The sequence below is a fragment of the Pseudomonas sp. LBUM1673 genome (assembly GCF_059695645.1).
The window spans coordinates 1,801,064-1,819,962 of the sequence record NZ_CP166780.1; the positions used below are offsets into that span (position 1 = coordinate 1,801,064).

Sequence of the window (18,899 nt, forward strand, 5' to 3'; positions counted from 1 at the left end):
GATGACAGAAAAAGACGAATCCTTTGATGCGCTCATCGAAGAAATTGAAAACCAAGCGCGTGATGCCGCTAAGGCGTACTTCGCAGAACTGAACGAGGTTTCCCAAGGTACCAAGGTTCGGGTTGTCAGTGGGTTGCTATCCAAGCTGCAGTTGAATCCAAGGTGCGATTTTCCGGTATCACAGTATGCGCAGTACCATGAGGATCGTTGGATTTTGTTGCGTCGGCCCGGTCAGACTATCGTTCAAGTACTTTTCAATAGCGCCATAGCTGGCAGTAATGATCTCAAAAAAGCGATGGTCTATCACCTTATCCCCAATTTTCATCCATTTGGGACTGTTCGTAGTTTCATTTCAACGCAAACATATGCGACGTCTCATGGCTATCTTGAACAGTTTCTCTTGCGGGAAAACGATCTCACTGCGAGGCCTGAAGACCTGCAAGTGATTACGACTCAGATGGTCAATCTTGCGTTGGACGATGCGCGAGATAAGGGTGCTGGACGCGCCTATTGGTTGTTGTTTTTTTATATTAACTTTTGGATCTCCTTGTCAGAGCAGAAGTTGATTCCACAAGAGTATCGTTTGCAGGTCAAGGCTGTGGACGTGAATACGAAGGAGAGACAGCAGGATGTGTACGCGAGAATTGAATCGCAAAGTACTGGCTGGACTCCCTTTTCTGAAGATGACTTAAAATCTTTACTGATATACGCGTTCTATTGGACTGAAAAAGCCATTCCAGTGGTAGAGCAGGCACGCGAGTTTCTTGAAGGGTGGGGAGCGCTAGAAAGAGTCTCGGCGACAAATCGAGCGCATATTGATGAAGAGTTTGAAGCGGCTTTAAGTAAAACCATTGACGGAGAGTCACCAGTCGTAGGTTATTCCAGAACTCAAAGCGCTACGGGATACTACACTTACTTCTGGCGGGCGTCATATGGCTTAGCGTTGGATAAAATTCGGAATGGTATTTTTATATTGTTTTCCCTGATGACAGGGCTGCGTGTTAGTGAACTTTCATTAATCGAGTTTGATGACGTTTTCCAGAAGGCGGATGGTCTTTGGTATGTCAGTATCACCCGATTCAAAACCGCGTCGGATCCGAACTACTTTGGAGAAGCGGATGAAATCTCCATTCCAGATTTTCTAGGAGAGCAAATTTTTTCGTATCGAGCTCTTCGGGAGTTTGGCGGGTTCTTACGCAAAGGATATTTGTTTCAGCCAGTCAGTAAGCCTAAAGAAGTTAATTTTGTCGACCGTATGATTAAGAATTTGGCGTCGAATCTCAGTGCGGAGGTTGGTGTCGATTCGATCCATCCTCACAGGTTCCGGAAAACCATTGCGGAAATGCTCATCAACCGTTCTGAGCGCAATATTGATCTGATCCGCATGTTGTTTGGACACAAGTCCTATAAAATGTCGTTAAGGTACATCGCGCGCAACCCGTACTTGGTGGCTTCAATCGTTGAGGCTATGAAAGAGCATTACACGGCCGACTTCGTGAATGTTGTTCGGGAGATCCAAGCGGGAAGGTATTCAGGGAATTCGGTCGATAAGCTCGCAACGGACGTACTGTCCCGTCCTGAACTGTTCACAGGCAAGATGCTGCGTTTGACGGTACTGGATTACGTCTCCCACATCCTGGACGGGGGCGGAGCGTTTTTCATTCAGCGTACAGTACTCAATACGTTCTGCCTGACTGGGGACTCGCTCGATGAAGGGCCATTGCCTCCTTGTTTGGAAGGCAAGGTTGACTTGATTTACCCGTTAAAACCGGATGTCTCCAACTGTAAAGTTTACTGCCAATACGTCGTAGCGACGGGCGAGTCCGAAGAATCCCTTCAGCACAATATTAAATTCTATCGCTCAGTAATGGCAGGCCAGTCAAAGCTAACCAATGCGGCCGCGTTTGAGTTGCAGAAAAAAATTGAGGCCAATGAGCGTCTGTTGGCAGACTTCGAGCGTCATAAACAATTGAACAATATGGCTATTAATAAAGGCGTTGAACATGGCCGCTAGTGACACTGAAGCGAAGATCGTGCAGATCATTACCGATCATTATTTGGGCGGTGCTCAGGAACGGTTGACCATACAGATCGTGTCCGAGCGAGCGAAAATATCTCGGCAGGCATTTCATAAAAACTACCTTCATCTGAAGCCTTACATTACCGGTGAAAAGCCGGTTGATGAGCTTTTGGTAAGGGAGACGTTGCCGGCAGAGCACGTGATTGTTCAAAGTCAGCAATTGATACGTAGTTTACAAGAGACGATAACCAACCTTCGCTCTGGCATGCAAGTGGAGGTGGAAAAGATAAAGCAGAGTTACATCACAACTTTAATGAATCGTGACCTCAGCATAAAATACTCTGATTTATTACGTGAAGAGTTAAAGAAGAAGGCGCTGCAAGTCGAGATTCTTAAGGGGGAGAAGGATGAACTCAAGAACCAGCTATCCTTGGTATCCAGTGGTGTCCACTTGAACGAAGCTAGAAATGAGGATGAGATCAGGGCTGATGTGGTTCTGACGTTCGAAGTCGATTTGAGTGGCGCGAAAGCACTTTATGCCAAAGATCAAGATGTTGAAAATTATCTTGAACTCAAGAGAGTGGCAATACAGAGCACCCTGGAAAAAATTAACAAATTTCTTCGAAAAGAATCCGTGCCAGTGGTTGTTTTTCAGGAGCGATATCTAAACCGATTTGATAAGTTTGTAGGTGGTGAGTTTGCGCGCGCGACCAGCCCCAAAATTGTAGCGTGCATTCCCTTATTTTCTAGAAGTGAAATGAAAGTGTTCGTGGCCGGTCTAAAAGGAGCCACGACGATAGAGGTTTACGCGCCGCACAATGATAGCGATGTTGTTATAAAGGCTCAGCGCAAGTTTTTATTTCATGATGTTCCGGCATTTGAATTCAAGACTGCCGATAAGGAGCCGTTCCCTACGGTGTACGATGGTTTTAGCCGTGTAACTGTTTTTAAAGTGGAGCAGGGTGATTAAATGCTCCAGATATCCCGCGAGTTAGTATCGTACAAGACGGTTAGAGGCAAAGACGTCTCTCATTACATTTTGATCGCCGATGAGGGCAAAAAAAGAGTTTTAATCAGTCACGTAAACTTGTACTTGTACGACATAACACGTTCCTCAAAGGCGACTTCAAACAAGTATTCAAGCATTCTTTCTGTGTTTTATTCTTATTTGTCAACGCTCGATAAGTTTAAGTTGGTTGGCGTTGGTAGTTATCATAATATTGCTGATAATGAGGATATTAAGAGCTGGCAGGAGGCGAGGCAAACTGCTCGTGTTAAAGCGCAGAAAGCGTTTCCTACTTCCGAAACCATATTCAATGATGCGCAGCGTGTTCTCAATTTTTTTTCGTGGCTAAAGTATGAACATTATGAAATCTGTGTTGATGTGCAATACAAAACGTGGGTAGCCAATTTCAAAAGTGACCATTTATTAAGTCATATTCAGCGCAAGGCAGAGGTTGCCGTTGACTCTAAAAACATCACAGTGCTTGATCGTGAAAGTCGACAACGTCAGTCGTATTCGTTGATCACGAATGACGAAATCAAATCCCTGATTCAGAGCTATCCAGATCCGGTATATGCGGCGCTCTTCAAGCTGTCGCTGGGTACTGCGATGCGACCTTCAGAGCTTTGTAAGTTTCCATACATAGGCACCGGAGCGAACAGCCATATCCAGCCATATGAAAATATGGCAAGAGAAGGCGCCACTGTCCCTTATCTTATAAGTTTCAGTAAGGGAAACAAATCCCGCACCATCCGGGTCAACATGGCCGATTTGAAAGCTTTGGAAGAGCATTATATCAAACCGCATTATCAGGAGCGTGCTAGGTTGTACAAGGAAAAGTACGGAAAAAAATGCCCGCCCTCCATATTGTTTTTGACAGCGCGAGGGGTGCCCATTACATCTAAAATGATTTCAGATCGAACACTAGCGGCGAAAAAACTCGCGATGGCTTCTAACAGACAATTCCGGGAGTCCGTAGTGTTCTATGATGCCAGGCATTGGTGGCCAACAATGTTTTTGATAAAGCGATTCAAGCAAGGCCTGCTTGAGGACTCTACCGTTGTGAGAGATATGGCTGCTATTCAAGCTATCACTCAACAGATGGGGCACGATAATTTTAGTACAACCTATAACCATTACATCGACCAAGCCAGGCTGCTTCTATTGGCCCAAGAAGGTTACGTAAACGACCTGGTGACGAATCCCGACCAAAGTGTGCAAGAATTTATTGAGTGTTCTTCGTGATGGTGTGACGTAGGCGCCTTTCACTCAGCTATCATTTGTCCGTGCTCCGTGCTCCGTGCTCCGTGCACTGGAGAGTTGAGGAGCTTTATATTTTTTGTGTCCTGTGCACCTATAACGCAGACGCTGATGATTCAAAACGTCGCAATCAGCGACGCCTGCTGCCGTGCGTACAGGAGGTACCCTATGACTAAGCAATTCCCCAAACGAAGTAACCACAACGCCGACATCAGCAATCGCAACAAAGGTACGCCCGGTACGAATGTTACCGTGGACAAAAACCAGGGCAATCGCAGCAAACAACTGACTGAAAATCGAAATAGAAAGTTATCAGCGAGGGGAGGCGGGCACGAACTGGCCGCCGTTATGAAAGAGGCTTTCCGAGGAGAGCCCGCGCCTTTCGAAACTCGTCAGCGTAAGTGTCAAACACCTCCTGAATGTGCCAGCAGGGAAAATCCTTCTGAATCATTTCTCGAAGCAGCACCGCGTTGAGCCAGGCAAGCTTGAATTTTCTGTTGTGTGCTGAGGCGCTGCTCCACAGACCGCCATGTTGATCAAGCAGGGGTTGCACAGCCTCCAGCAGAGTCTCCAACACTGAATCGCGAGGTTTGCCAGGGTGAGCTTCTTCCCAACGCCTCAGTGTCCGTTGCTTATCGGAAATATCCAGGTAGCGGCCGGCTAAAACCTTCCCCAAAAACGCGCTTGCCCTCCTGTTACTACTAAGGCCGCTGTCCTGCGCCAAGCCACGCAACTGCTCGGCAATGGGGCGGCTCCAATGGCCTGATTGCTCATTAAACTGAGGCACTTGATTCTTCAGTAGAATTTCGTTTGCTAGCCCGGCGTCAACAACGGCCGCCCAGTCCCGCACGCTGATTTCCGCGACAACCCGTGCACAGAATCGGATAACGACGGCAAACATGTCAGCGATTCTATTGTCCTCAAACAAAGGCGAGTCGAGCAGACCTGGCTCATTATTTCTCCAATCGTAAGCCGACATCCTGGATACGCTACCCAAGCACCCCAGCTCCCGAGTCAACGTGGAGAAAACGACCGTGCGAACCTTCTCGCCAGTGGTAATGCAGGCCGGAAGTAGCTCGCATCCGAACTTTCTATCGAGCTCTATCCAAGTCCTCCAATAAGCAATTGATCGTGGTTCTGGTAGAAGTTGTGCGTGAAGAAGGCCATTCCATTCATGCTCTGATTGCCAAAGAGCGTCCGCGTCGGCCGGGAGATCAAGCGCCGCGTTGTCCTCTACCATCGAGTTGATAGACGCAATGCTCGAAGGTCTCACGGGAGACTGTGCGTCCGAGGAGAGAAACCATTTGTTCAGGCTCTTCCAACTGGGCCATTCAGGCTTTTTTAGGTCTGAGTTTTCATAGGTGCTTTCAAGCGCCGTAGTCCCGTACACGAGTGTGATCAGTGTGGACACGGGGATAAAAAACAGAAAGCCAGGGACATGGGGAAGCTGCCGATCAAGCGATTTATTGGCGTCCATATTATTCCGCATCCGTGGGGGCGATCAGAGGCAGGGGTGAGCTCCGACTAGGATAGGTGACGGTGCTTTCCAACGGCTGGCGGCGGGAATAGGATGGCTTTTGGGCATCCCACAGCCAAGGATAGCGTCATGATAAAAAATATCATCCTACGAGGTGTGTCGAGCTATTCACCTGACAAGAACTCAACCATTGGCCCGTTGACGAAGGTCAATGTGTTCTACGGACACAACGGCACGGGTAAGACCACCATTGGTAACTACCTCCAAGATCCTGCAGATCTGGTCTACCACCAATGCAGCGCATTGCCTTCAGATGCAGAACGTGAGGTGCTGGTTTACAACCACATCTTTACGGAAAGCAATTTTCACGCTAGCTCTCAACCAGGCGTTTTTACACTGAACGAAGGCAACATCGAAGCAGGGAAGGCCCTAGAAGCTGCCGAGTCTGCACTCAAGAAGCTCACAGAAGAACGCCAGGCTGTGGTGGTGTCAGGGAATTCGCTTGGTGAGGCTCAGAAGGTCAACAAGGGTGAACTACAAGACCGCATCTGGGCATTGAAAAAGCCTTTCGACAACGCGCCCTTGAAGTACTGTTTTGCCTCCCTGAATACCAAGGAAAAACTGACAGAGAAAGTCGTCGCGCTCAATCTGGTTCCGACTTCCGATACATATGAGTCACTCACGGCAGAGGCTGAGCAACTGCAACTAGCCGGTGATGCTGTGCTGCCGGGGGTGCCCGTACTGAGTTTTGCTGAGGGTGAAATAGAAGGCCACGCCTTACTCATGGAGACCATTAGCGGGTCAGGTGACTCGTATTTGTCGGCCCTGATAAGCGAATTAGGCAATTCCGATTGGGTCAAGCAAGCCTTGGGTTTTGTATCCAAAGGGGAGGAGCGCTGTCCCTTTTGCCAGCAACAGCTGCCTTTCCAGTTTTATGATGAAGTCAGAAGGGTTTTCGATAAAACGTATGAGCAACGAATTGGGCAACTCACTTCGCTAAAAAGCCGATACGAAGCTGGCGTAGCTCGCCTGCAGTCCCAGTATCGTCGCCCTGAATACCAGCTGCCTGCATTCCAACCGCACATCGCGAACCTGGAAGCGAATCTGCGTCTGAACATTCAGAGCCTCTCAGCTAAAGTTGCTAGTCCATCTGTCCCGATCATGCTGACATCAACTGCAGATGCCCTTGCAGACCTCAATGCCCTGATAAGGATTGAGCAAGCAAAAATTGATGTGATCAACCTCAAGGTAAGGGACAAGAAAACCCATTTGGAGCAGATCAAAACGCGCTTCTGGAACTGCTTTCGCTCGAACTGCGATGCGTTGATAACCTCGGCAAGAAAGGTACACAACGACTATTCATTGCAACGGGAAGAAAAGCGCAACGCATTGGAAACCATTCGCGCGCAGGAACAATTCCATCAGGACATCATCAACGACAGCAGATCAAAAATCACGAACATCGATCAGTCCATCGATAGCATGAATGCCTCCCTCCACATGCTTGGACTGAAAGGTTTTACGGTGGTGAGAGAGGAGGGCGAGCTTCCTCGGTATCGGCTCCAACGACCGGGTCAGCAGGCGGGTGTTTTCCAGACGCTCAGTGAGGGTGAGAAAACCCTCATCTCCTTCCTCTACTTTCTGGAGGTCTGTAACGGTGAGCTGGACGGCAAGGGCGGCAAGCTTAAAAGCCACCGCATCATCGTCATCGACGATCCCATATCTAGCCTTTCTCACAACTACATCTACGATATCGCTTCGATGATTTATCGTCGCGTGCTCAGCCCCAAGGAACGTTTCAAGCAGGTATTCATCCTTACCCACAACCTGTTCTTCTTCCACGAAATGCTCAAGCACCTGAGGAAGTCAGACGAGTTTTCCCTGTTCAGGATTACCAAGGCGGTGTACAGCACGATCACGCCGATGAAGTCCACCGACGTGCAAAACGACTACCAGTCTTTTTGGCAGACAATCAAAGATGCCCAGGAAGGTCGCACCTCCGTGACAGTCATTCCGAACATGATGCGCAACATCCTTGAGTATTACTTCGCCTTCGTGCACCGCCAAGATGTATTACAGAACGCATTGCTGGAACTTGCTGACGAGGACGCAGAATTTAGAGCCTTGTACCGATACGTTAACCGGGAGTCTCATTCTGACGCTGTCAATATCACTGACTTCGGCGAAATTGCTCCTGAGCATTTTATAGAGAGATTTAAGCAGGTTTTCATCAAAACAGGCTTCGCTGAACACTACGAAAAGATGATGGACTAATTGTGTGACCGATCCTCCTCCTTGGCCTTCTTGGGGGGATCTATCACTGTTTGCAGGGCTGACAGCCAGTGACCGATAGAAAATTCATTTTAGTGATCTATATATATTTTCCAATAAAGATTGTACGAGTAATCTTCTGGCATTTTTATTAATATGTTCGGAGGATGGTTGTCATTATATTATCTATGTTGAATGCCGTAATTTTCTGTGAGTATGACAATATATCTAAAATGTTGTTGGCTGCTTGTCGGGTAACTTTGTTGAAGTGTTGTCATGAGATATTGTCAATTGATTGATATTATCTAGTGAGCAAGATTCGGTAAGTTTTTTTTGTTTTAGAAAGTTGTTGACATCGCTTTTTCAATCAAACATTCTCCCGCCCAGATTACCAAGAAAAATTCATCTTGATTCATCGAGTGAAAACTTGTTCGCCCCAAAAAAGGTACTGGAAGTTGAAGAAGCGCATCGTGGTAGTGATCCTGTTGCTCTCCCTCTGGCCCACCTCCTTGGATGAGCTCGCCGTCTGTAAAAGTGATAAGGAGAGTTCTGTGGAACACTGCAAGTCTGAGATTGAGCGCTTGAGACAGTTTAATCACTTGAGTTCGAAGTTGCCCACACTTGCTCCTGCACGTGATGTGGGAGGCATTAACTCATTGCTCCACTCGGCCAGTCCAATTTTTCCTAGGGCTGAATTTCCTTCTAGGGCAGGCGGCAGCAAAAGCCTTTATCAGCGTTCGATAGTGCGCAGCCTTGATGTTGCGAATACTCCCCGCTTGTCGCTAAACCCATACCCGGGGATCGATGGCAGTACCAGGTGGAAAGCATCTTCCGCTTTTCTACCGTGAGCCGTTGGATTGACCAGTGTATCAATAGCGTCCAAGAACTCGACAATCGATCCTGGCCAACTGTGGGTCATGATCAGCGACATTGCATCGGCATGAGGCGATTTGATGTGCAGGAAGTGGATCCCCAAGCCGTCAATTTCGGTCTTGAACTGAGGGTGACCGTTCAAGCGAGATTCCAGACGACGTCAGTCGTACTGGGTACGCCAGTATTCGACCAGGTCTTGTACCTTGGCCAGCTGTGCACCTTGAGGCTGATCAGGGACGGTTTCGCGATCTGGCCAGCGGGTACCGTCCAGACGACGCTGTAAATCGTCGAGTTCAGCCTGCGAAATCTCAATTCTGAAAGGATTCAATTGGGTGCTATCGGACATGATCGGTTCCTGCACTGATCGCTACATCAACAGCAAATGCGCCGTCGATTCATGTGAGATCACTATGCCGAAGCTCTCCGCGAAAATAAGCCAGCATAAGGGCAACGCTCTGTCGCCCTGATGGCGACAAAGTTGACGATGTCGGACACTTCACTCGCACATGTCGCATGCTGTTTTGCAGTTGATGTACATCTCCCCTGAAGCGCTATGAGCATCATGGATGTGAGCGGGGTGATAGTGACCTTTGATGCATTCTGGTGGGATGTTCTGACCAATGACGTAGCAAGGCGCTGACCCCATACTGAGCGCTCGTCTCGTCTGCAATTGTCCCCACGCAGCCAGGATGGTTTTGGCCAGCGACAACTGTTGACGATGAGTAAGGTAAGACACAGGAATATCAACTTCCAAGACGGTCGGGATACCAATGATGCGCAAGCGCTGCCTGTAATCTTCATCCGGGTTGGAGCGAGTAAGTTTTGTAGCGAGGCCTAACAGGTACTCACTTCCATGGATGACATAGTGGCCAAATCCATTGATCATTTTGCAGTCGTCAGCGGTGAGAAAAATTTTTCCTGGTTCGCCTCCAGGTTGACTCTGCTCTATAGCGCGGTCGATTTCAGCAGGACTAACATCAGCGAAAATCTCCCTGAATTTACTAGCAATGCGCTTACTGTCTTGCCCTAGAAGCCCATGCGAATAATAAAGCGCGAGGCTTTCAGGGCGACAGCCGTGGAAAGCTTTCACGTGGGTGTAATACTTGGACATCCGTTCGCAAAAGGCTGGCACGAGAGCTTCATGATTTGGCAACCAGGCCGGATCGTCAGCCCAACAGTTTGGTCGTTCGCGTTGCAAGTATTCGCGGGTTTGTTCCGGTAGTAGATCGTGAGCGTAAAAGCGAATCGAGTTGAGCCAACTGCGCCGTTTGCGCCAGTCGAGTATTCGTTCCTTCATTCATCGAGTCCTAGAAAATTGCTGTACACAGGGCGCTGAGTATTTCCGAAAAGCTGTGAAAGTAGGGCGCGGTTTCGTGATGACCCAGAAAATGGCCGGTCTCGGAGGCAGCTGTCAGTACAGTGAATTTTTGAGGCAGCGCGACGCGGCTTAATCCTGACGATGCCAATGACGCCGAACCGTCGATTCCGCCATCTCCAGTTCCCGCGCGATATCCGCTTGCGAGAAGCCTTTTTCCTTCAACGTTTGGACTTTCTCGCGGGTTTTTGCCGCTGCAGCGACACCCGGGTGCGGTTTTGCCTCGACCTCCAATGGAATCGCGACCTTTAGCAGCGAGATTGACTGAAGATCTTTTTTGGCGAGCTCCAGGACTTCGCTGGCCGTCAGCTCATCCTGCGCCGCGCACACGAGGGCCATCAGCGCCACAGGGCTTAACTTCATCACTCTGGCAAGCTCGATGATGGCTTCGAGGCTGGGCGAGGTTTTCCCATTTTCGATTTGGCTCACGTGTGACTGAGTGATATTTCCACTCAATGCTTCCTGCGTGAGTCCTCGCTTTTTTCTCAAGACCTTTAGCGCTGCGGCGAATGCGGTGCGCACAAACATTTTTCCGTTCCGTTAAAACAGAGTTGTATGCCCCGTTTGCCATCCGCCACTCAAATCTATATATTTATATTGGTGGCGGTATCGGTTCGGTGTGCCCGTTGATGGCTCGCGAAATCCGACCATACCTCTGGGTTCGCTCTTTCAATTTAGCTGTAAATCGAGATCAGGCCATTGATCAAGCTTCACGTGCTTTCAGACCTGCACAACGAATTTTCGCCCTATCAGCCAACGGCCAATGGCTATGACCTGGTGATTTTGGCCGGTGACATCGATCTGAAAGGACGGGGAGTGGAGTGGGCGAATGAGACGTTCGATTGTCCTGTGATCTACGTGTGTGGAAATCATGAATTTTATAAAGGACACATCGATCACACGCTGCGCAAGATGAAGGAAGTCGCCTTACCGCACGTCCACGTCCTGGAAAACGAGACCTTTATTTGGAATCAAACACGGTTCCTTTGCGCCACTGGGTGGACTGATTTTTCCGCTACCGGCGATATCGGGGCCGCGACGCGAATTGCATGGGAGTGGATGAATGATTTCCGGGTTATCCGTACAGGCGATAACTTTCGGCGGTTGCGTCCGACCGATGTGATTGGCCGTAACCACGCTACGCACGATTGGCTCGCTGAGGAGCTGGACAAACATTTTGACGGCAGAACAGTTGTCGTGACGCATCACTCACCTGTTCCTGAGGTCGCGGGTGGAAAACATGATGGTCATCTCATCGCGGCGTACACGAACCGCTGGCACGCGCTGGTTGAAAAAACAGATCTCTGGATTTTTGGGCATACACACCGTGCGGTTGATATCACGCTGGGCAGGTGTCGCGTGGTCTCCAACCCTCGGGGGTACCCAGGTGAGCAGGCGGGTTTCGATCCTGGCTTTGTGATTGACCTTTCCTAAGCGGGCTCATACACATGCGCGGTAAGCGGGCTCGACGCTGTTCTATGTTGAAAGATAGGGGAGAGGAATGATGTGTGGAGCAGACGACGAAATATGTACCCCGGCTGACCTTGCAGGCGCGACTGAGCAACAGCGTGCCCCATCCACTCCGGCAGAGGTCGCTGTGGCGATGGAAAAGGATTTCGGTATGCCCGTTACCGCGTTTTTGTTCGCCGCCGTCGACAGTCCACCCGTATTGATGGGGACGATATATGGCGACAGCACAGGGCGGTTTCGAGAGGGAGCAAGCATGCGCACGTCCAGGATAACGAACGTCACCTTCGTTGACGGTTATTCATTGTTTCGAACCATGGTAGGTAGCTGCTACGTGGTGGTTAGTTGGGCGCCTGGCGGCCACAACATCTACATGAACCGCATTTATCACTGAGGGGGCGGCGAACGCGGCGCGAAAAAAGGTTTTCGGGTTATCCAGGTGGAAACGGGGATCGGGAAAATGATTCCTGGTCTGGTACTCGCGGGAAGAGCAGGTTAAAGCGAGATTATGAATACAAGCGTCACAGATACAGACCTATTAAGCGATCTGCTGTTTGGGCCAGCACAACCCCTAAGGGGTTCAAAACTTGGTGACGATGAGTTGATCGAGTTGGTTGCAGGCACCTTCGGAGAAAAGCCTTTTTGCATCGTCCGAGGTTGGATGTTGTTGGATGTCATGCTTCCGGACTTTCGAGAGCGAGAAATCAAAGCGCAAAGCCTTGAGGCAACTGTCCTATATGCCCAAGCAGCGGTGTTCGACAGCCAGAATAGACGCCAGCCTGGCGACAGCGTCCTCAGCGATTTTCAGCGGGATTTTGATGGCTGCATTTTTGAGAGCAACCACACGATTTTCATTCTGGCCGGCCGTGGAGCGCGCAAGCATGTGAGCTTGCCCGCTGTGGAGGCAATAGCCGCTCAAATAAAGCGAGTAGGAGAACCCAATGGTTGAAAATCTGTTGCCGATCTTGCGGGATCGCTATCCGGAGTTTTTTTCAAGCGCTCCACTTCGCGAAATCGCGTGTTTGCCGGGATGGTTGAATCTGATCGATGAGCTGTGTGGCAAGTTGAGAACTCACATGGATGCTCACCCTGAGCTGCCGCCGATTCAGGTGCGTCAGGTCAAGGAAAAATTTGGGGGGTTACGCTTCTACTATTCTGGTGGTGATGCGGCGTGCCGTGAAACGGTTGCCTCTGCAGAAGAACTGTCGATGTCGACCTGCGAAGTCTGTGGACGAGCCGGGACTTTGGGAGGGGAGCACTGGCTCAGCGTAAGATGCCTTGATCACGTCAACTGGTCACCCTCAGGGGACTCTGAATGAGCTCACGGAAAGCACCTTGCTGAATCCATGAATACAGACATTTGGGCCACTGTGAATTTGCCTTCGCCAAGCATTGAACTTCACGATGTCGTTAGGCGCAGTATGCCTTTTGCCTCATTTCAATCTCTATCCGAGATGTTGTGTATCGATGAAGAGCTGCTTGGTAAGCACATGGGTATTTCTTCCGAACTCTTGTCGAACGCGACGACTGTAGGTTTTTTTTCTTTGTGCGAGAGCCGACGTCTGTATGGATTGATTGTTGCTCTACACGCGTCCTGCGAACTGTTCGAAGGCGATGTCCAGGCAGCCAGGGCTTTCTTACTCTCGCCGCTGCGATGTTTTAACTCAAAGGCACCTTTGGAAATGCTCATTACGGAGGAGGGCGCGTGCGCCGTGATCGATCTGATCGGACAGCTCGAACACGGCGTCCTCACCTGAAAGATGTCCATTTTACGGGGGAACGAACGCGGCATTGGGAGGGGGTTGAACCCTTGAAAGAAGATTGTGCGGTAATCCAGATGCTGGATTTCTTGGCAGCTGACATTCATCACCGCCCCGAACAATTGCAGCCTTTGAACTGGGAGTTGATCGCGCGTATCACCTCGTTAGTCGGTGATGTAGACATTGATCTAAACATGCCGCTCGTGTTCGATGATGAATCATGCAGGCGAGCCTCCGATCTTCGTCAAACTCGGATTTCACCTGATGGTATTGAGGTCGAGGTCAACATGGGACTCAAGGGGAAGCAAAAGACTGTGCCCTTTATGGGATCGACCTCGTTTCGTCTTCCCCTAACACTCCCTGTCCTGAGGTGCTCGATCAGTACTTCGCGAAGATCCGTCGGGCAAGGCAAAATCGTTAACCTTTACGGCTGTAAGCCGCTGCTTTCAGATTTGACTTCAAATAATGGGTGTTTATTTTGGAAAAATACCCGTGTGAACAACATGCCACGCAAAGCCACGTGATAAGGGGGCGGTGATGTATAGGGAGCGTGATTCAGCCATTTGGTGCTCAGTATATGACACATGCGGTGTCACTGAATTTGTGCGGCTGGTTGAAGAGGCGGTCACCACCTACAACCGTGTACCCATCTATGATTGGCCCACTCTAATGACCGTATCCGAATCCAGGTTACCTTGCGTTCAGGTTTTGCAAGGTGTAGTGAACAGTCGAGATTTGTATGCCAGCTTCTCAGAGAGTTACTTCGAGATCGGATCCCGTCTGACGAATCATCTGTCTCAGCACCTGCAACGGCATCTGGTGGACAATGATCTGGCCACCGACGACATGAAGGAGGATCAATTGTGCAGAGACTTAGGTCTGTAGCTGGGCCGCTTGCTGACGCGTAGCCGCACCTTCGATCCAAATTTGTTCATGGGTGTCCTAAACCTCAGTCCGCCCCCGGAAGCTCGGTATGAGCACTGTTGCTCGCCCAAAACATGTCGGATTTCAGAACTGTTTTTCATGTGCCACACGTTGCCGTGAGGAACGGATGGTCACTCCAGCAACCGAGTGGACATTAGCAGAACCGGTGAGCCGCTAAACGCTCCATGTCTCGAACCCAGGTTCTCAGAAATCGACGCCAGTCATGGGCATAGCTTCCTTCGGAAAAACGCTCAGCAAGTGCATTGGCCGCTTCGAATCTTGTTCGCCAGACTTGCGGGATACGCTGATCTAGAACGATCAAGAAACAGTGCCCATCGCTGCTTTCGTACGGTGTTTCCGGCACAGAGTCTCTCAACTCTTCGATTGTCATAAGCGGAGCATCCCCATGAGGTTGTTCGAGGTCTTGTCGATCAATTTCATCGAGAATGCTTAGGTGAGGTTTTGCGCGATCATCACCTGGTCGCAAGTCCTCCAGCCCCCACAAAGCGGCCCGCCTTGCGCGCTCTCGCTGCCACAGGCTTTTCAAATCGATCGCCATCAAATTTTCCTTACTACATCCACGTTCTGCGCAGCGTCATCGGCAGGAGTGAATTCAGCTGCTGCCACATTTTTCCTGGATGACCCGGGACACTTCAATCGGAAGCGCAATTGTACGCTGTTGGACGTTTGATTTTGAATGCACGCATGGCGCAGCCGTGAGCGCCTAGTCAACCAAAATATATTTTCAGAACGCCCCTTGAAAAATTTTTTGAGCGACGGATCTTTATATTTGAGGACAACAAAAAAGCAGCGATCTCAGCGCCCCACCTACCGCCGATCCTGCTGAGGAAACGGTGTGGGTTTTTGCTTTTGCAGTGCTTCTGCTTCTGGCCTTTTCTTGCGACGTATCCTGCTGGCGCTGATGTATGGCTGCCCTAGGGGCATAGCAAAGTCGTCACTTAGCGGCGTAAGCCGCTGCTATCCAGTTTGATTTCAAACAACGAGTCATTTTTTAAAAAATACCCGTGTCGGACAACATCTGGATGGGGCTTTCAGTGGGCGAGCAGTGAGGTATGCATGCAGAATGAACTCGAATCTATAGTGTGGCTATCGGTTCAGCAAACATGTGACGCCATAGCGTTCGAAGCATTAATTCTGCGGGCCGTGGATAGTTTCAAGAGGCACCCGGGATTTGATCCTCTAGTGCGATTGCATGCTTCCGACATTGGCCTGCAAGGTGTTGAGGTACTGCGTGCAGTACTTCGGCAACGAGGGAATTATCCTGAATCCTGTATTGATGTTCCTGGTTACCTTGAGCTGAGGTCTCGACTCAAAGACCACCTACGCTGTCAGCTTCAGTGGTATCTAGTGAGGGGTGGGCACGCAACTGAAGAGCTCCAAGAAGACCAACTCCACAGAGATTTGGGGCTGTAGAACGATCTATCATGTGCCCACACTACGTGTAATCCAAAAATAAGGAGCTTGCCCATGTCTCGTTTGGCTGAATTTCGTAAACTCGAACAACAACTGGCCGCCCAGCTCGCAGAGCTTGAGTCGATGAAAAGTGATTCCGGCCTTAAGAAGGAAATGGAGTTTGAGAGCAAACTGCGCGATTTACTTGGTGAGTACGGCTACAGCCTGAAAGATGTGATCAACCTGCTTGATCCACAAGCCGGTCGCCGTGCACCAGCTACCGAGGCAAAATCCGGTACGAGAAAGCCACGCGAGGTGAAGATCTACAAAAACCCTCACAGCGGCGAAGTAGTCGAAACCAAAGGTGGCAATCACAAAACTCTGAAAGAGTGGAAAGCAGAGCACGGCTCCGCCACTGTCGAGTCCTGGCTGACCAAGTGAGTTTGGTTTGAGTACAAGAGGGCCTGTGATGGCCCTTTTTTGGCTCAGCATTTGGCAGTTTGCTGCGTCGGCAGCGTTCCGAGCGGTAGCGCACTTCCTCCCAGCAGCGTGCCCAATTTTTCCTCAATGATAAGGGGAGGCCGTAATGTTTTGGCCGACTGGGTGATTTGGTTTGATCGTGAATGAGAGCACTTCGAGGGCCATTTGGACTTGGCGGACTCTCATTGCCTTGAGCGGTTGCGTACTACTCTGACCCCAAGAGCTTTCTAACTTCTGCGATGATCAAATCGATGCTGAATGGCTTTGCCAATACAGCATCAAACAAATCCGATCTCTGCATACCGATATGCGCCTGAGCACCGCTCATCAAGATGATCGGCAAATGACCAGCGGAAGGAAGGGCTCGGACGGCTGTGGCGAATTCTAGACCGTCCATGACCGGCATCATGAAATCGGTAATGATCAACGCAGGACGTTCTCTATCGAGTACCTCAAGCCCTTTTCGACCGTTGCTGGCCGTTACCACCATGAACCCTTCATCCTCAAGCGCGAAGCTGAGGATGTCAGCGATCAAATACTCGTCGTCGACGACCAAGATGGTGGTCATGTTAATTCAACCCACTCAAAAGCTTAAGAAATTGAACCGGGCGATGACTCAGTGGGGACTGATGGTTCATGTCTTGAAGCCTTTCTCAGGAAAACATCTTGATCACGGATCACGACCTCAAATCGCGAAGGGTCGTAAGAGCTGTCTCGTACTTTAAGAATGGAAAGCGTTCTGCTTAGTTCAGAGTGATTCTCACAGAATCGCATCAGCATCAGGTTGTCGACGATGCTCGACAGGTCAGAGTTTGGTGCGCTGACCTCGGAGCCAAAAAGATCGCGCATTTCCCAAGAGGCAAAAACCGTAACGCCCCTGGATCGCAGTTCGTTCATCAGAGCACTGAAGAAGTCAGTAATCCGCGCGGGATTTGTCGTGACTCGCGTCATGCCGCTCAAGCTATCGATGAACAAACGCTTGATGCCCTTTTCTTCAACAAGACTCAGTAGTCGTGCGCCCAACCCGTCCAGCAATCCCTCAGTAGTAGGTTGCCAGGCAATGCTCAAGGCACCGCTGTCTTCCATACCCTTGATATCCATACCCAGTGATTGGCCTTTGAGTCGCAACCGTTGTGGGCTTTCGTAGAAACCAAAATGTAGGCCCGGAGCTTCCACAGTCGACTCAGCTAGAAATTTGAGGCCAAGTGTTGTTTTACCGATCCCGGATGGGCCTATTACCAGAGACACACTGGAACTGTGCAGGCCTCCGCCTAGTATGTCGTCTAGTGATTCAATGCCACTGGCGATACGCGTCATGTCGGCGCTGTCGGGAGAGGACGGGTGGCTGTAGAGACTTTCGAGTCGCGGGTAAACCACCAAGCCATTTTCGGTAATTTCACACTCGTGAAGACCGGTCATTGCCGAGCTGCCGCGAGTCTTACGAAGCTGAATTCGACGCACCGAGCGAGTGCCGTATAGCTCCTCGCCCATCTCAATCACGCCATCAACCATGGTGTGCTCAGGGCTCCCGTCGTCGAGACGGGAACTGGTGAGAAACAGCACCGTGCAACCAGCGAAAGCGGCGTGCCCTTGCAACTCGGAAATGAATTTCTTGGTGTCGATTTGCGAATCAGCTTTTGAGCGCGCATTGAGCAAGCCGTCTACCACCATCACTGTGGCTTTTTGGCGGCTTATCTCGCGCCTAAGCAGTTTCACTACCTCGTCCAGGCCTTCGTTTTCCAAGGTATCAAACGCGCTGACAAACTGGATTTCAGCCCCGACCTTGGAAGCGTCGTAAAAACTCAGAGTCGAAAGAAATTGAAAAAGACGATCATGCGACTCGGCCAACAGCGTTGCGACTAAAACCCTGCCTCCATTATTCGCATGATGGAACCCAAGCTGGTTGGCCAGGATCGTTTTTCCAGACCCAGGACGCCCTTGGATTATGTATGAAGCGCCTGCTACCAGCCCGCCCTTGAGCAGAGCGTCGAGCCCTTCGATTCCACTTTGGAGGCGTTTTAGCTTTTCCACGATGCGACCCTGATCTGAAAACAGGCTGTTTAAGCCGAGTGAATGGAATGCTAACGCCATTTTCGCTTTGGGGCCATTCACGCCTAAAGCATGGTTTGCTAGGAGGGCTGTACTTCCGACATCAAGGCTGCCATTTACTCTCAGGAATCGGCGAAATGGCAACGCAGCATTCATTGGCTGGAGTTGTCCAAGAAGAGCGACTCAAGGTGAAGATGACTCAGCAGCATTTCGGAGCGATTGGAGGCGCGAATGCCGACGCTCAGTACAAATATGAGCGAGGGAGCCGAATTCCTAAAACAGATTACTTGGTGAGGGGCGCTCAGATTGGGTGGACACACCACTTTGCCACCGGCATTCGCCTTTCCGCGAAACTCGATGGTTGATGAGTTGAGCACCGCATTTGCGGAAGCATCTGTGTAAGGTTTCCTCATGATGTACAACCTACGAAGTTAAGTCGGGCCTGAGAAGCGGTGGCGATGAGATAAAAAAACCCGCCAAGGGGTGGGCGGGTTATAAAAGGTCATGAGGGGTAAGATCCCATTTTA

Annotated in this window: 16 protein-coding genes and 2 pseudogenes; 10 read left to right on the plus strand and 8 right to left on the minus strand. The window is 50.1% G+C overall.

The features are described from left to right. Position 1 precedes the first annotated feature (1 nt). Genes ACA044_RS08155 through ACA044_RS08165 form a run of 3 tightly spaced genes read left to right on the plus strand, consistent with a single transcriptional unit; the run spans position 2 to position 4,268 of the window. Complete coding sequence (locus tag ACA044_RS08155; protein WP_497445904.1) at positions 2–2,014, plus strand: tyrosine-type recombinase/integrase; 2,013 nt, start codon at positions 2–4, stop codon at positions 2,012–2,014. Further along, entirely contained in the window at positions 2,004–2,990 is a 987-nt protein-coding gene (locus ACA044_RS08160) for a hypothetical protein (RefSeq protein ID WP_497445905.1), read from the plus strand. Before ACA044_RS08155 ends, ACA044_RS08160 begins: the two co-directional genes overlap by 11 nt. Beyond that, complete coding sequence (locus tag ACA044_RS08165) at positions 2,991–4,268, plus strand: site-specific integrase (protein ID WP_497445906.1); 1,278 nt, start codon at positions 2,991–2,993, stop codon at positions 4,266–4,268. Between the two features lie 361 nt (positions 4,269–4,629). Here the strand turns inward: ACA044_RS08165 and ACA044_RS08170 are convergent, their stop codons facing one another. Beyond that, positions 4,630–5,760, minus strand: coding sequence for a hypothetical protein (locus ACA044_RS08170; RefSeq protein WP_497445907.1), 1,131 nt, complete (start codon positions 5,758–5,760; stop codon positions 4,630–4,632). A gap of 129 nt (positions 5,761–5,889) precedes the next feature. On the opposite strand from ACA044_RS08170, the gene ACA044_RS08175 reads away from it, so the two are divergent. Continuing rightward, positions 5,890–8,034, plus strand: coding sequence for an AAA family ATPase (locus ACA044_RS08175; protein WP_497445908.1), 2,145 nt, complete (start codon positions 5,890–5,892; stop codon positions 8,032–8,034). A 727-nt stretch (positions 8,035–8,761) separates the two neighbouring features. Here the strand turns inward: ACA044_RS08175 and ACA044_RS08180 are convergent. The 3 genes and pseudogenes from ACA044_RS08180 to ACA044_RS08190 all read right to left on the minus strand — a co-directional run bounded on the left by ACA044_RS08180 (position 8,762) and on the right by ACA044_RS08190 (position 10,807). After that, positions 8,762–9,250: pseudogene (locus ACA044_RS08180) on the minus strand (epoxide hydrolase family protein). Between the two features lie 150 nt (positions 9,251–9,400). Next, the gene (locus tag ACA044_RS08185) at positions 9,401–10,201 is read right to left on the minus strand and encodes a hypothetical protein (RefSeq protein ID WP_497445909.1); all 801 of its coding nucleotides are present in this window, start codon (positions 10,199–10,201) and stop codon (positions 9,401–9,403) included. Between the two features lie 150 nt (positions 10,202–10,351). Then, a complete protein-coding gene (locus tag ACA044_RS08190) occupies positions 10,352–10,807 on the minus strand; it encodes a helix-turn-helix domain-containing protein (protein ID WP_497445910.1) in 456 nt (151 codons plus the stop codon). Between the two features lie 174 nt (positions 10,808–10,981). Between ACA044_RS08190 and ACA044_RS08195 the strand changes: the two genes are divergently transcribed. The 5 genes from ACA044_RS08195 (at position 10,982) to ACA044_RS08215 (ending at position 14,030) form a co-directional block, all read left to right on the plus strand. Next, a complete protein-coding gene (locus tag ACA044_RS08195; RefSeq protein WP_497447182.1) occupies positions 10,982–11,713 on the plus strand; it encodes a metallophosphoesterase in 732 nt (243 codons plus the stop codon). A gap of 541 nt (positions 11,714–12,254) precedes the next feature. Further along, positions 12,255–12,695: a DUF6957 family protein gene (locus ACA044_RS08200; RefSeq protein WP_497445911.1), complete on the plus strand. Its 441-nt coding sequence runs from the start codon at positions 12,255–12,257 to the stop codon at positions 12,693–12,695. After that, positions 12,688–13,065: a hypothetical protein gene (locus ACA044_RS08205; RefSeq protein WP_497445912.1), complete on the plus strand. Its 378-nt coding sequence runs from the start codon at positions 12,688–12,690 to the stop codon at positions 13,063–13,065. Before ACA044_RS08200 ends, ACA044_RS08205 begins: the two co-directional genes overlap by 8 nt. A gap of 27 nt (positions 13,066–13,092) precedes the next feature. Further along, the gene (locus ACA044_RS08210) at positions 13,093–13,503 is read left to right on the plus strand and encodes an antitoxin Xre/MbcA/ParS toxin-binding domain-containing protein (RefSeq protein WP_497445913.1); all 411 of its coding nucleotides are present in this window, start codon (positions 13,093–13,095) and stop codon (positions 13,501–13,503) included. Between the two features lie 53 nt (positions 13,504–13,556). After that, complete coding sequence (locus tag ACA044_RS08215; RefSeq protein ID WP_497445914.1) at positions 13,557–14,030, plus strand: type II toxin-antitoxin system PrlF family antitoxin; 474 nt, start codon at positions 13,557–13,559, stop codon at positions 14,028–14,030. Between the two features lie 554 nt (positions 14,031–14,584). Here ACA044_RS08215 and ACA044_RS08220 read toward each other — a convergent pair. Next, positions 14,585–14,989 carry a hypothetical protein gene (locus ACA044_RS08220; protein ID WP_497445915.1) on the minus strand — a complete coding sequence of 135 codons (405 nt, stop codon included), beginning with the start codon at positions 14,987–14,989 and terminating at the stop codon, positions 14,585–14,587. Positions 14,990–15,918: 929 nt separating this feature from the next. Here ACA044_RS08220 and ACA044_RS08225 point away from each other — a divergent pair. Continuing rightward, positions 15,919–16,284, plus strand: coding sequence for a histone-like nucleoid-structuring protein, MvaT/MvaU family (locus ACA044_RS08225; RefSeq protein ID WP_497445916.1), 366 nt, complete (start codon positions 15,919–15,921; stop codon positions 16,282–16,284). A 58-nt stretch (positions 16,285–16,342) separates the two neighbouring features. On the opposite strand, the pseudogene ACA044_RS08230 reads toward ACA044_RS08225, so the two are convergent. The 3 genes and pseudogenes from ACA044_RS08230 to ACA044_RS08240 all read right to left on the minus strand — a co-directional run. Beyond that, positions 16,343–16,426, minus strand: a pseudogene (locus ACA044_RS08230) (DUF2256 domain-containing protein); the annotation flags it as partial. Between the two features lie 102 nt (positions 16,427–16,528). After that, positions 16,529–16,891, minus strand: coding sequence for a response regulator (locus ACA044_RS08235; RefSeq protein ID WP_497445917.1), 363 nt, complete (start codon positions 16,889–16,891; stop codon positions 16,529–16,531). 23 nt (positions 16,892–16,914) lie between these two features. Further along, positions 16,915–18,357 (minus strand): ATPase domain-containing protein, encoded by a 1,443-nt coding sequence (locus tag ACA044_RS08240; RefSeq protein WP_497447183.1) that lies wholly within the window; start codon positions 18,355–18,357, stop codon positions 16,915–16,917. Between the last annotated feature and the right edge of the window lie 542 nt (positions 18,358–18,899).